The organism is Cronobacter muytjensii ATCC 51329, assembly GCF_001277195.1.
Taxonomy (GTDB): Bacteria; Pseudomonadota; Gammaproteobacteria; order Enterobacterales; family Enterobacteriaceae; genus Cronobacter; species Cronobacter muytjensii.
The window spans coordinates 2258131-2271081 of record NZ_CP012268.1; the positions used below are offsets into that span (position 1 = coordinate 2258131).

Annotated in this window: 18 protein-coding genes; all 18 read right to left on the minus strand. The window is 55.7% G+C overall.

Going from position 1 to position 12951, the window contains the following annotated elements; genetic code table 11:
- The 18 genes from AFK63_RS10465 to AFK63_RS10535 all read right to left on the minus strand — a co-directional run bounded on the left by AFK63_RS10465 (nucleotide 1) and on the right by AFK63_RS10535 (nucleotide 12944).
- Nucleotides 1-597: a tail assembly protein gene (locus AFK63_RS10465; RefSeq protein WP_038863474.1), complete on the minus strand. Its 597-nt coding sequence runs from the start codon at nucleotides 595-597 to the stop codon at nucleotides 1-3.
- Nucleotides 594-1298 (minus strand): C40 family peptidase, encoded by a 705-nt coding sequence (locus AFK63_RS10470; RefSeq protein WP_038863475.1) that lies wholly within the window; start codon nucleotides 1296-1298, stop codon nucleotides 594-596. Before AFK63_RS10470 ends, AFK63_RS10465 begins: the two co-directional genes overlap by 4 nt.
- A gap of 2 nt (nucleotides 1299-1300) precedes the next feature.
- Nucleotides 1301-2053, minus strand: coding sequence for a phage minor tail protein L (locus AFK63_RS10475; protein WP_038863476.1), 753 nt, complete (start codon nucleotides 2051-2053; stop codon nucleotides 1301-1303).
- A gap of 6 nt (nucleotides 2054-2059) precedes the next feature.
- Nucleotides 2060-2398 (minus strand): phage tail protein, encoded by a 339-nt coding sequence (locus AFK63_RS10480; RefSeq protein WP_007728442.1) that lies wholly within the window; start codon nucleotides 2396-2398, stop codon nucleotides 2060-2062.
- Nucleotides 2399-2444: 46 nt separating this feature from the next.
- Entirely contained in the window at nucleotides 2445-4871 is a 2427-nt protein-coding gene (locus tag AFK63_RS10485) for a phage tail tape measure protein (RefSeq protein ID WP_236613105.1), read from the minus strand.
- A 97-nt stretch (nucleotides 4872-4968) separates the two neighbouring features.
- Nucleotides 4969-5145: a zinc-ribbon domain-containing protein gene (locus AFK63_RS21245; RefSeq protein ID WP_144420899.1), complete on the minus strand. Its 177-nt coding sequence runs from the start codon at nucleotides 5143-5145 to the stop codon at nucleotides 4969-4971.
- A 70-nt stretch (nucleotides 5146-5215) separates the two neighbouring features.
- The gene (locus tag AFK63_RS21840; protein ID WP_205694552.1) at nucleotides 5216-5371 is read right to left on the minus strand and encodes a phage tail assembly protein T; all 156 of its coding nucleotides are present in this window, start codon (nucleotides 5369-5371) and stop codon (nucleotides 5216-5218) included.
- Nucleotides 5372-5376: 5 nt separating this feature from the next.
- Nucleotides 5377-5859 (minus strand): phage tail assembly chaperone family protein, TAC, encoded by a 483-nt coding sequence (locus AFK63_RS10490; RefSeq protein ID WP_038863477.1) that lies wholly within the window; start codon nucleotides 5857-5859, stop codon nucleotides 5377-5379.
- A gap of 48 nt (nucleotides 5860-5907) precedes the next feature.
- Nucleotides 5908-6411, minus strand: a complete 504-nt coding sequence (locus AFK63_RS10495; protein ID WP_007732685.1) for a phage tail tube protein — start codon at nucleotides 6409-6411, stop codon at nucleotides 5908-5910.
- 48 nt (nucleotides 6412-6459) lie between these two features.
- Nucleotides 6460-6825 carry a DUF3168 domain-containing protein gene (locus AFK63_RS10500; protein ID WP_007732682.1) on the minus strand — a complete coding sequence of 122 codons (366 nt, stop codon included), beginning with the start codon at nucleotides 6823-6825 and terminating at the stop codon, nucleotides 6460-6462.
- The gene (locus tag AFK63_RS10505; protein ID WP_038863481.1) at nucleotides 6822-7307 is read right to left on the minus strand and encodes an HK97-gp10 family putative phage morphogenesis protein; all 486 of its coding nucleotides are present in this window, start codon (nucleotides 7305-7307) and stop codon (nucleotides 6822-6824) included. Before AFK63_RS10505 ends, AFK63_RS10500 begins: the two co-directional genes overlap by 4 nt.
- Nucleotides 7300-7632, minus strand: coding sequence for a phage head closure protein (locus AFK63_RS10510; RefSeq protein ID WP_038863482.1), 333 nt, complete (start codon nucleotides 7630-7632; stop codon nucleotides 7300-7302). The genes AFK63_RS10505 and AFK63_RS10510 overlap by 8 nt, the downstream gene beginning before the upstream one ends.
- Nucleotides 7633-7634: 2 nt before the next feature.
- Nucleotides 7635-7841: a hypothetical protein gene (locus AFK63_RS10515; RefSeq protein WP_038863484.1), complete on the minus strand. Its 207-nt coding sequence runs from the start codon at nucleotides 7839-7841 to the stop codon at nucleotides 7635-7637.
- A gap of 71 nt (nucleotides 7842-7912) precedes the next feature.
- Entirely contained in the window at nucleotides 7913-8239 is a 327-nt protein-coding gene (locus AFK63_RS10520; RefSeq protein WP_038863485.1) for a head-tail connector protein, read from the minus strand.
- A complete protein-coding gene (locus tag AFK63_RS21645) occupies nucleotides 8236-9453 on the minus strand; it encodes a phage portal protein (RefSeq protein ID WP_038863486.1) in 1218 nt (405 codons plus the stop codon). Before AFK63_RS21645 ends, AFK63_RS10520 begins: the two co-directional genes overlap by 4 nt.
- Nucleotides 9450-10799: a phage portal protein gene (locus tag AFK63_RS21650; RefSeq protein ID WP_038863488.1), complete on the minus strand. Its 1350-nt coding sequence runs from the start codon at nucleotides 10797-10799 to the stop codon at nucleotides 9450-9452. Before AFK63_RS21650 ends, AFK63_RS21645 begins: the two co-directional genes overlap by 4 nt.
- Nucleotides 10799-10966 carry a hypothetical protein gene (locus tag AFK63_RS21505; protein ID WP_007889812.1) on the minus strand — a complete coding sequence of 56 codons (168 nt, stop codon included), beginning with the start codon at nucleotides 10964-10966 and terminating at the stop codon, nucleotides 10799-10801. The genes AFK63_RS21650 and AFK63_RS21505 overlap by 1 nt, the downstream gene beginning before the upstream one ends.
- A gap of 37 nt (nucleotides 10967-11003) precedes the next feature.
- Nucleotides 11004-12944, minus strand: a complete 1941-nt coding sequence (locus tag AFK63_RS10535; RefSeq protein WP_038863490.1) for a phage major capsid protein — start codon at nucleotides 12942-12944, stop codon at nucleotides 11004-11006.
- Nucleotides 12945-12951 lie beyond the last annotated feature (7 nt).

Below are 12951 nucleotides of genomic sequence, written 5' to 3' on the forward strand. Positions count from 1 at the left end.
TCACTGGTCGTTGGTGTAGATGCCGGCGGAAACAATCGCACCGCCTATTTCGCGCTCGCCATACAGGAGCCCGACGGGGTTACCCATTGCCGTGGTATTCACGGGCCCGCCGAACGCATAGCTCGGCGCGTTATCGGGGTCCTGACGCGATGCCAGCCCGCCGGGCTGGGGTGACAGCATCTGCACCACGCCGCCAATCATCATCGAACCGCCCATAAGGCCAATGCTCATCGCCGTGCTGCCTGCGATGGCGCCGATACCCACGGGGCCAAGAGCAAGCGCTCCCACCACCAGCACGGCACCAAGAATGGTCTGCAGCACACCGCCACGTTTGCTTCCGGCAATCACCGGCGCGATGCGGATATCCTCTTCGCCGCTGTTATGTTTCAGCTCGTCCTGGCCGATGTTCTTTTTTCCCTTAAACACAGCAAAGCGCAGGCCGCGCAGGTGCGCCGTCTGCATGTACTGCTCAAAACCCGGAAGAATGACCGACAGCGCGTGACAGGCTTCTGCGGGGCTGGTAATCACCAGCCGGTGCTCGCGACCGAACCGCGCGCCAAGCATGCCGTACAGCCTCACCGTTTTAAGTTCATTCATGGCAGGTCCTTGTGTCTGACAATTTTAATCGTGCGATCGCGCAGATAGCCGCCATACGGCGTGGTGCAGGAGAGCTGGCCGTACAGGTGGTGCAGCAGCTGGTTACCTTCCAGCAGAATACCGGCATGATTCACCACCGGCGCGGACACCTGCATCAGCACCATGTCGCCGGCGCGCGGCTCCGTGACCTCGCGAAATCCCTCGGCATACCAGTTATCCATATAGAGATTTTCTCCTCGCTCCCACCACGGATAATCCACGCTGTAGTTGCGAAGCGTCACGCCCTGCCGGCGGTGCCAGTCCATCACCAGCGACCAGCAGTCGGCATAACCCAGTTCAAAGGCGCGCCCTTCCAGCGGCCGTTCCCCGCGTGGCGCAATGGTGCGCAGGTCGCCTTCCGGCCACGAGACGATTACCCAGGGGATGCCGTGGGCGTCGCACTGCAGCTGGTCGAGTTCGCTCGGCTGGGTGGTGGCGCCGTCGCCCGGGTGGGAATGCACAATGGCGGTGACGGTGCCCCAGTCTTCCGCCGCCGCGTAATCCTCCGGCGACAGCTCAAACTGCTCCTCCGGCGCGCCGGTGATGTTCCGGCACGGGAAATACCGCTCGACGCGGCTTTTCTGCGCCACCACGCCGCAGCACTCGCGCGGGTATTCCGCCGCAGCATGAGCCAGGATACCGGCAATGGTTTTATCGCGCATGATTACCTCCGGATCAGGCTGGCCCCCGGAAAGCCGCCGAAATCGAGCCGGGCAGCCGGGCCAAAGCGTTTTTTACAGTCGGTCAGCAGGCCCGAGCATTTATCCTGTGCAGGGTCGGTCACCGGGTTACCTTTCAGATCAAACATGCGCGGGCCGTTGTAGGTACAGCCGTCACCGCTGCGGTATTTGTTGCGGCAGGCCCAGGTGCAGACCGCCGTGATTTGGCGCGTCGGGATCAGCAGACCCTGCAGGTCCATCGGGCTGGAGAGGCGAAATTCCACCACCTCGTTGTCCTCTGCCGCCTTGCTGTCGATGTAAAATACCTGGCGGAAATACTGCCCCGGATCGGCGGACGGGTTGCCGTCAGGAAAGGTGCGCGCATCGAGATACTGCCCGAACGTATCCAGAATCGTGACCTTCGCCTGCACCATGTCATCAAAGCGCAGACAGAGCGCGGTCACCACGCCATCAAGGTTGGCGATGCGCAGCACCGGCTCCGCGCTCTGGCCGTCACTCGACGATGCCAGCCCGGTAATTTCAAACGGCCACGCACCGTATTCCTCGTCATCAAACCAGATGGATTTAGCGGCAAGCTTCGAGGTGTCGCCGCCGCTCGCCGCGATTTCTTCCGGCGTGTGGGGAATAGTGCAGGCGTGAAAGCGCAGCACGCCCGCGCCGAACGCCGAGCCATCGACGGTCACCAGGCGGACACTGTCGCCGGGTTCAAGCTTCTGAACGTCATTACTGATTGCCATAAGTACCTACGGAGCGAATGCCTGTGTGAAGGTTGCGGTGAGAGAGAAAATGCCACCGCCCGGCGCCGACGGGCGGTAGGCGTCACAGCGGTAAAGCCCCGCGCCTTTCAGCGGTGCCTGCCAGATGAATGAACGGCTGCCGCCATGTCTGTCCAGAAAGTCCATAATCGCGGTGATGTAGCTTTCATCCCCAACGAATTCCAGATCCCATTTCTGACCGCGGGCGTTGATGCCGTCTCCCGACGCCTGGGCATACCCGTCGCCGAACTGCGCGCGGCGGACGCGGTGAGTCACCTCGCCCCCGGCATTAATGCGCGGGCACCAGGTAAAGGTTTCGGTTGCCATGTTTCACCCATAAAAAAACCCGCCGTAGCGGGTGGTAAATTGATTTTTAGCGCTTGCCCTGCGTGGCGTTCCACAAGGGGGTGCCGGGCTTGCGCAGCTGCGAGTTGATGGTATCGAGAATGGCGCCGGTGAGCTGGTTAGCCACTGCGCCGGCGGCGTTAGTGTTGCCCTGCGCACCACCTTTGCCGCCTGTAAAATTAATGGTCCCGATGCTGACGCTGACGCCCGCGCCGCCCTGCGTGCCGCTACCCAGCGCTTTTACGCCCAGCCTGCCGGTGGCGTCGCGGGTCAGCGGCATAATGGCTTCCGGTCCGGCCTCGCCCATCAGCCCAGCACCTTTGGCAAAGGCAAACATCGTGGGGCTACTAACTATGCTGCTGCTGAATTTACTCAGATCTGCAGATTCATAAACGCCGCCTTTGGCGTTAAGCTGAATGCCCGCAGCCGCAGAGTTATATGCACCAGAAGGCGTTGAACCAACTGCCGTAGACGCGCCGAAGCTGAACAACGAACCGATAGCACTGACGCCGTTTACCAACGCCATATTTAATGCAACCTTTTCGATCGTCTTCAGAACGCTTACACCCCAGTCTTTCCAACTGGCTTTATTATCGTTCAGCATATCGACAAGGTTATTTGTGATGCCGGACAGGGCATTCTGAACACCACTGGCCGCCTGCTGCGAATAATTCGATGCATCATCAACCCAATTAGCCAGCCCGTCCCGCGCACCGCTCATCCAGTCGGCATTCAATTGGTCAATTTGCTGATAATAATTTTGGTAATCCCCGAGGCGTTGCGACAGTGCTTTATCAAGCTCAGCATTATAACGGTCATAATCCGCCTCGCTTTTAATGTCTCCGCGCTGATATCTTTGCTGTAAATCAGAGCGCTTTTCATTGAACTCGCGCTCAATATCGAGCTGTTCACGCATCCACTCACGAAATTTGTCACCCTGTCCAGCACCGATAATATCAGCGTTAAGAGAGGCTGAGGCGTTAGCATTTTCGCGCTGAAGGTTGGCGACATACTCAGCCAATTTTAGATTTTCCTCGTTAGCCTTTTTGACAGCATTTAGGCGGTCAACTTCGGTAGCTAACTGCTCAAGCCGCTGTCGCTGCGTCTCATTTAGTCCTGAAAGTTTTCCATCAGCAATATCAAACTGAAGTTTCTGCTGCTCGGTCACTTCAAAAGATTTTTTGCCGGTAGTATCAATCAGCGCTATTTGGCGAAGATAATTCTGCTCCGTCGCCTTGAAGGTATTTTCAAGTTTCTTGCCAGAATTGTCGGTTACAGGCTTGCCGTTGACTTCCCCTGAACCAAGCTTAAAGCCAGAACTGGCTGTGCCCAGCACACCAGCAGCGTTGATAGGTAGGGTGGTCTGAAAATCCTTCATATCGCCGAGCCGTTTACGTAATTCATCGAGCTCTTTGCGACGAGAGTCTGTATCCATTCCGATCCGGTTTATATCTGCAAGAACACCCTTATCGTTCAGATCCGCCTCAAGGTTCTTTATACGCCGGAATATTTCAACACGGGATGCATTGGTCGCAAGCTGCTGCCCACCCTGGAAATTTTCTACCAATCTGCCAAGTTCTGATGCTGCCTTGCCAAGCCAGCCCACAAGAGAAGCAACACCACCAACCAGATCTGATAACCCCTGCAAGACTGCCGGATCGGTAAAAGTTTTTTTAAGATCATCAAGACCATTCTGGAGTGGCGATAGGTCAACCTTCGCAAGACCTGAAGCAATCTCAACCTTCAGGCCATTCGCCTGCGCCTCCATATCCTGAAATATTTGGCTTACTTTCAGTAAGTCATCAATGGATTTCGAATCTGGTGCAATCCCATAATCTTTAGCGAGCTGAATAAATTGCGTTAATTTTTGGTTGTTATTATCAAAGAGAGGTAATAACTTCGATAAGTCGTTACCTAGACTTTCAAGAATATTAGTCTTTTCAGCGTTTGTATTTATTTTCCCGAGTGCTTCACCAATAGCTAATAGCTGCTTATCAGGAGTAACTTTTGAGAGTTTTTCCGCAGAAAGACCTAATGCATTCAGAGCATCGACTGCTTCACCTGATTTATTCAGAACAGCATCGCCAATTTTGTCCCCGATATCTTTGAAAATATCTGCTATCTGATCTCCAGAAACGCCGGCCTTTTCTGCGGCGAACCGCCAGGCTATCAATTCCTGAGTTGATAGGCGGAGAGACTTTGCCCAACGATCTATTTCTGTAATTTGCTCAGATGTGGATTTGAGCAAAGCAATGCCTGCAGAGGAAGCGGCAACTGCAGCACCGGTCGCCGCTGCGCCCATAGCAGCAATGGCAGCACCAACGGCTTTAACATCCGACTCAACCTGTTTTCGCCATTTTGTTGAAGCGCGTTCGGCTTTGTCCATACCTGAGACAAAACCACCAACCTTGGCGATGAGGTCGATTGTCAATGTGCCGAGTGATTTGCCAGCCATATAACATCCTAAAATAAAAACCCGCCGAAGCGGGTTATATTAAAATCGCAGGGTAAATTGCTAATTTATGCAAATAAAAACCAACATAACAATTAATTCAGCTCATTTTTGCTATAAAAAATATAGTAAATAAAACCCCTATTATAACTAACAATATCATCATGCATCCTGAAGGACCTTTCACCCTTAATTTGAAAGGGGCACCACACTTTGGACAAACATCAGCCTTGCTTGATACTTCCTCGCCACATTCTTTACATTTAATGAGTGCCATTTCACCTCCTCATTCAGATTTTGAGAGAATAACAGGGAATTGAACAATGGCAAAACATCAACCTGGCTTATCAATTCCAGGCATTCATAGCCTGCTCAAGGGAAATGGGTTGTTCACGAATATGCGGAGCAAAATCACATAGCCTGAAAGCTGGGTCATCTTTGCCACGATTTACGTTAGCCAGCACCGACGCCACCAGCGCGGCACCCCACTCTGTTCGCATCATCGGGTTCAGGCTTCCGTACTGGTTGCGGTATTTGACCCAGAGCTGAAACTCGCGGAAGCTGAGAGCTTCTTGCGCTTCGGCGATTGTCCTCCCACCGATGCCGTTGAGGACGAGTTCACACCAGATTTCGTCTTCTCCGGTAAGCTCGTCTTTCCCAGGTCGTTAACTTCCTGGATTGCCAGCAGTAGCGCGATAGTGAGCTGCCCGTCCAGCGCGCCCCGCTCGGGATCTGCTTCACCCGTGATATCGGCGGGGGTGAATACCGGCTTTCCTTCTTCGTCACAGATGGAAGCAGCAATTCGGCCAGCAACCCCGTCAATATGCCCCTGCGCCGCCATTACATCTGTCATGGCAGTGTAATAGCCCATCGGCCGAATATAGACTGTTGCGGTAAGCTCCTGGCTGCCCTGTTTCCATGTAATTTCTTTTTCAACCGGGCGCCCGGTAAACGCGCCAGCTTGTTTTAGTGAGTCGAGGGTAAGTTTCATAGCTGTTCCCAATATTAGTGAAATGTTACGGGGCCGCAGCCCCGCAAGTTAACTGCCTGCCTGCGCTTTTGGGATCCAGACGGCAGAGCCGGAACGCTGGATGGAGGCTGAAGTGGAAACGACGGTGTTAGCTGCGAAGTCGAAAGGGAAATCGGCTACGTACCCCTTAAATACGAACCAGGTACGGTCATCCGGCAGTGCCAGACCGTCTACCGTTCCCGTTGCACCAGAGGCGGCCGCCGTTGGTACTGAGTCACCGTCAGACCAACCAATGGCGAAAGTCAGCGCCTGATCTTCTTCATCGTCAGAAATTGACAGGTTATAAAGCATGATGTGACTGGCGTTTTTGGGGTCAGCGTTTAGTGTCGCCGTTGCCTGGCCGGGCGTGCGTAAGCCGCGTTTGTAGGTGCGGTCAAACTTTTCAGAAAGACAGGTATCCTCGATCTGGTCGGCAGGGTTACTCCCCGGGGTAAAACTGGTGATGCATTCAATTTCGCTCACCGCGCCTTTAGCCAGCACGAAGAGCTGAGTGCCTTGTGTCAATACAGACATGGGAATCTCCGGATATAAAAAAACCGGCTCAGGGCCGGTGCTTGTGGGTTATCGCCTGACTATCCAGTCAACATCGAAGGAGTAGCGGTAGCGCCTGGTTTCAGGGTCTTTTTCCTGTCCTCCCAAGCGCGTTATGTAAGCATGTGGCTCAATGGCGTCCCGCAGCGCGGCGGCCACGGCGATCACCTCATCCACCGTGTCGGCGTAGGCATCCACCTGCAGGGTGAACGAGTCGACATCGGGCCTTTGCTTGAGGTAATTCTCCGGCGAGCCGCTGACGTTCTGCCAGACAACGTAGGGGTAAACAACAGCATCATCCTGGCGGCCGAAGGGATAGAGGCGCACCGGGTCGGTTCCTAGTAACGCCGTTACCGTCGGGCTGGCAGCGCAGACGGAAAAGATAGGCGCGATCATGGTGGCACTCCTTTCTTTTGCGCGCGCTTAATGGCCCGGTCTATAGACTTTTCGTATTCGGTGGCGAACACGTTAACCACTTCGCCAACGCTGCTTTCCGCCGCCGGGCGCATGAAAGGCTGAGCGCGCATTTTCTCGGTACCGAACTCAACCAGGCGCCAGTGTGGGGTCGGCGCGTTCTCGCTGAGGTCAGGATGATTTTTCAGCACGGCGCCGTGCAGCATCCCAATGCGAAAGCCCAGATTGCCGGTTGTTTTGAAAAGCCTGCCGTTCCAGCGTATCGCCACGTTCGCGGCGATGCTACGCCCGGTTTCAGGGTCGTCAATGCGGCTGGCGTTCTCTTTTGCCTTATCGACAATCACGTTGCCGGCGCGCCGGAGCGCCGCCCGCCCGCCGCGCCGCCGCAGGTCATCACTTATACTGTCCAGCTTACCCAGCAGCGAATCGATCCCGATTATGCTGAAATCAATGCCATCAGCCATCGTTAACCCCCCGGGAGCATGGCAGCGTCAGATATTCTCGCCCGCTTTTATCGTCCTCCAGCACGCCCTGAATGTCATAAATGCGCCCACGGTAAAGAATGCGGTGCTTATCCGTGACGTCATCACGCCAGCGGATGATGATCCGCGTCGTTACCTCGTTCTGACCTGCTTTTGCAGCCACAAAATCGCGCGCGGAGAGGTCTGTAACGTTAGCCCATACTTGAACCACATCCGCCCAGCCACTTTCGATCGCGCCGGAGGTTGGGTTTTGTGTTTTTACAGGCTTTTGTAGCAATATACGTTTGTTCAGCTTTCCGGCCTGCATGCTCACCCCCGGACTTTGCCGCTTAGGTAGGTCGGTACAGGGAAATCAAGCGTTGTCGTTTCGATGTCCTCGGCCAGTGACTGATAAAGCAACGCTACCAGCGCTTCATTTGAGTCCACCAGGCGATTCAGTGCGACGGTCTGCTCCTGCATCGCCTTCGTCTGCTCGGACATTGCTGCTATCAGCAGGCTTACCTGTTGTTCGTTCATAGGCTATTCTCATCCAGTTTTTCAGCCATTCTCTCCTGCGTTCACATCCGGAACACGGCATAACACCCCCCTTAAATAATGGTCGGCCGACGGAGATCGTAGATAAGCATCGTCACGGAGAACGGCAGCTCACCTTGCTGAAGCTTTTCTTCCTCTTCACCGCCCCGGTTGCGATCCAGCCAGCCCAAGAGCATGAGCAGCGCCGTCTGCGTGCGTCGTAGCGGTTCACCTTCGATCAGCGCGCCATCACTGTTGACAACAAGGTCACGGCTTCCCTGGACATAAGCGAGAATGGCGGCGCTGCCAGCCTGAATTTTCAGTGTCAGATCAGCATCACCGGCATCATCATCAATGCGCAGGTGCTCTTTTGCCTGCGGGACAGTGACAAGTTCAATCACGTTTTATCCCTCCCGTCGCGCCCGCGCTTGGTAGCAAGCGTCCAGCCTTTCGAGCCCGTCTCTCCTGGCCTGTCCTGCGTCTGATTGTCGCAGTGCCAGAGCGAGCCGCCCCACGTCACCGTGTCGCCCGGCAGGTAGTCCTGGCCGGATTTGAAAACGCCTTTATAAATCATGACCGGAACGTCAAACGATTTGGTTTCACTGCTACCGCTGGAACGGTTAACCGTCAGGGTGAAACGCCGTTGCCCGGAACGCTCAACCTCCACGCCAGCCACACCGTCAACCACACATTCCCAGCCTCGCATGCCGTGCGTTTTCTCATAGGCACGCCACAAGCCGCCGTTATGAGTTGCATAAGAGCCGCGAGGGTAGCTTTTCCCTTCATCAATGACTGGCAGAATTTCCAGCGCCAGCGCATCGCGGCCATCTTCGCCATCCCTGCCCGGTTCAGCTGTCGGCAATGCGGCCACGGCTTCGCTAACCAGCTTTTTCACATCCGGAAGAACCGGCATTGACGCTGCGACGAGTTGCTCCAGCATGGGTTGCACGTCTTCAGATGTAAGGCTTTTGCCGTCCTGCGGTACCGGAATGGCAGCGACAGCACTGCTTACGGCCTCTTCCACCGCCTGCTTCAGTACCGCCGGATCGTAATCCTTACCGTCTTTCGGTGTTGGTAAGCCGCGGAATGCCTTGTCCACCATCTCCTGCAGCATCGGCTGTACGTCATCGGGCGTAAGGCTTTTTCCGTCCTGCGGTGCCGGAATGCCAGCGACAGCACTACTTACGGCCTCTTCCACTGCCTGCTTCAGTACCGCCGGATCGTAATCCTTACCGTCTTTCGGTGTTGGTAAGCCGCGGAATGCCTTGTCCACCATCTCCTGCAGCATCGGCTGCACGTCATCGGGCGTCAGGCTTTTTCCGTCCTGCGGAGCCGGAATTGCGGCAACCGCATCAGTGACCATGGAGGCGATATCAGGCAGTTGAAGAACCTCAGGCGCGGGCAGAGCTGCCACAGCCTCTTCCACCATGGCGGCAAAGTCGGGTGCCGGGACGCTTTTTATTTCTTCCAGTTGCCTGGAAAGCAGGCTCAGCTTTTCATCGTATTCCTGACGCTGCTGATCAAGGCTTTTACGAAACCCTTCACGCATTTCAGCGAGAGCGTGACTGAACTCTTCACCAAGCACCTTTATTAGCGTTAATTCGCGTTCATTCATTTGGTAAGCAATCCTCTGAGCATGGCTTTGGCCGCTGATTGCTCAGCGGCAGATAAAGCCTTTCCTTCCTCACTGGGGGGTTGCGATGGTGCAGAAGAACTGCTTTTGCCGAATGGATCATCCGAGGCATCGCGGCGGGCCAGCGCGCCAAGGCTGAAGTTCTGCTGCTGAAGGTAAAGCTCATCACCACCAGTAACGGGCGGCAGGTTTTCACTGCGTCGCGCCTCATTAGGCGTCAGGATAGTATTTTTAACGCCTTCGCCCAGCGTTTTTATGCGGCGTTCGCTGTCCATACGCAGCAGCGCACTCACATCAAACTCGGTGCCGGTATCACCTTCCAGCTCAAACGCTTCATCCAGCAGCAGCTCAATCGACTCGATAAGCGTCTGCAGGCACTGCGAGTAATACTGCTGCTCCAGCGCCTCGATATTGTCGTAGGAGGGAAGCTCGCCTATTCCGGCTTTGTAAGCCGGGACATGGAAAACCGAACAGCTGATTTTCGCGGTCATCTGAAGCTGTTCAACCATCTGAGCATCAGCTGCCGTCATAGCCGTTGGGTTGTATTTGGCGCCATTACTCAGGAGGGCTGTTTTCCCTGCGTTTTCACCCGTATATCCCGTATCCCAGTTGTTTTTCAGGATGCGGGCATTTTCCTCGCTGATGCTACCCGGCACTTCAATAACCCCGCTGGGCTTGCCGCCGTTGCGGAAGAAGAAGGCCGCATTTTCCTGAATATGGTGCCCCTGCATCGCTGCCAGGCCAGCAGCATAAATCGGTGAAAGACCGATAAGCGGATGAAAGAGGCAGTTAAACCGGTCGTGGATAATCTCTCGTGCCGGGACTGTCACCTCGGATTCAATACCGGCCATATTATCCGGGTTAATCTGGTAAAAAACCGAACCGTCATCTGCCACCAGCGGAGTGACCTTGTTCCAGTCCAGAATGCGCAGCTCCGTGACTTCCCCGCGGGTATTACGGATCTTCAGGACAACTGTATTCCCGTAGCAAAGCTTGGAGTTAAGCCAGCATTCGAAAAACTGCATCCGGTTTTGGAACGCATTCGGGCGCCTGTAAATTGCGGCAACCTTGCCATTATTGTTTTCTTTCCAGATGCCGTTTGAATCGCGGCGCATCAACCGCACAGGCATCTTTGCAATATCACTCGCAATCAGCGATATGCAGGCAAACACGGCGTGGAAGGAAAGGACGGTTTTCTCGTTTATTTCCAGGTTACGCTGCCATGCGCCGGCAAAGGGCTCACGGACAAAACTTAGCAGTGAGGTCCAGAGGCCACGGCCTGCGGGTTGCTGCAGCGCCTTTTCTTTTCTCCGGAAAGGATTCCACATCAGCCATTCCCCGCATTATTTTTCTTTTTCCCGCCACCAGCACGCTTTGCGCCGGTGTACTCAGCCTTGCCCAGCAGCACCAGCACCCTCGCGCACTGGTCATCCACGGTTTTTTCATCGCCGGGCTTAGAGTCATGAGTGCGCTGGAGATATCGGATTTTTGCCATGCAAAATGGCGGGGGTTCCCCCGCCCTCCTGAGTTGGTTAGCTGGTCTGGGTGGTGCCGTAGTTCACGCCGGAAATCACGGCGACGGCAGCGGTGCGGCGGCGCTTCCAGTTAATCCAGCGTTCGGCGCGGATAGCCACGCTGTTGGTCTGGAACATGGAAACCAGCTCGGTGCCAGTACCATTTACGCTGTCGCCGGTTGGTTCGCTCTGCATTTCGAGCGAGGCTTCGCGGGACATATCCACGGCAACGCCGCCGTCGTCAGCCAGGTAGATATCCGGCGCGTTAACCAGCACCAGCTGGCTGCCAACATACTGGGAGACGATAACCGGCAGGCCCTGGAAGGTGCCGCCCAGCAGCGTCATTTCCGGATACTCTTTCTGGCCCAGCGCGTTCTTGCGCATGGACAGCGCCAGCGCGGTAGTGCTGGACATCAGCCAGACTGCACCGTTCGGCTGCAAGTTAGCAGCGACAAACACGCCAAAAGCCGCTGCTGCGTCGTCGTCAGGGTTACCGGTGGACGGGATAGCGGCAATGCCGTTGGTAACGGAAGCCGGAGATACATTGGCAACTTCCGCCTTTGTCGGGCTGATAAAGTCAGTATCAAGACGGGCAATGACCGCTTCAGCCAGCGCGTTACGTACCAGCGCATCGGCTGCCGGGTTGGAGAAGCGGATAAGTTCGTCAGTCAGCACCGCGATTGCGGCCACTTTCGCAAAGCTGAAGGTGATCGACTCGAAGTCAAACTTCGTCAGCGGCTTCGCCTTGCCCTGCCCTACCCAGTTCGCTGACCCGCCAGAGGTCTGCGCCGGGATGCGGATGTTAAACGGCACCTGGCGCAGCGCCGGGATGTTACCCTGCCCGAAGCGGCCAATAATGGTTTGCGGTCGCAGGAATTCCACGAAATCCTGTGCGTATTCCTGATATTCAACCAGCGCGCCAGCCCATTTCGGGTCGGTGGTGGTGCCAGCGCCGACGGCCGCCTTCAGGACATGATGCAGTTTCGCATCGTCCGGATACTGCTTACGGGCAATTTCGAGCGCTTCAGAACGGCTGCCGTTCGCGGCGGCCAGCGCCTTGGCAAAGCGGGCAAAGGCGATGCCTTTTTCCAGCTTCTGCTCTACGCGGATGATGCCCGGCGCGCTGGTTGCCACTACGTTTACGTCACCACCCGCCGCTTTGCTTACCGGTTTGGCAGTCGCAGCGAGGTTACTTTCCATGTCGCGCAGACGCTTCAGGTGCGCATCTACGGATTTGATTTCGGCGGAGGTGTTGTCGTAGCTCTCCTCTTCTTCCATATCAAGAGTACGCCCGGCTTCGGCGGCTTTCGCCATAATGTCGGAGAGAGACGCCGCCAGCGCCGAACGCTTCGCTTCAAAGCTTTTGATTTGTTCTGCGATATTCATCGAACTGTTTCCTTTATTGGTATTGGTTTTGGGTGCTGTAGCGCCAGCGGACTGTGTTGCTTTAACCACCGGTTTCTCTTTGCCTGCCGCGGCGAGTAACTGGCGGTCGAAGGATTTCACGGTATTGATGGAACATTCAGCGTTTGCCGGAATGGTCACTGCCGAGACTTCAAGAAGGTCCCAGGACAAAAAGCGGATACCGCCTTCATCCAGGAAGGAATACTCAATCGGCCGGAAGCCGATAGAGAGACCGCGAACCAGCCCCGCCTTAATGGATGCCCAGGCCTCATCGAGGCGGGCGGCCAGCTGGGACGGCATATCCGGGGTGGGTTTCACCAGTTTTGCTGTGATCTCAAGCCCGCCCTTCACCATTTTTGGTGTGCAGGTGCCGATGGGTTGTGAGCGGTCATGCTGCCAGAGGAACGGCGTGTCGCTGCGGAACTTCGCGCCCTCCGGCTCCATGATGTCCCCGTCACGGTCAGGCGAAGGCGTGGAGGCGATGCCGGTAATGATCCGCTCGTCCTCGTTCACCGCCTTAACCGTCATAAGGGTGCATGCGCGATTAAGCGTCATTTAGCTG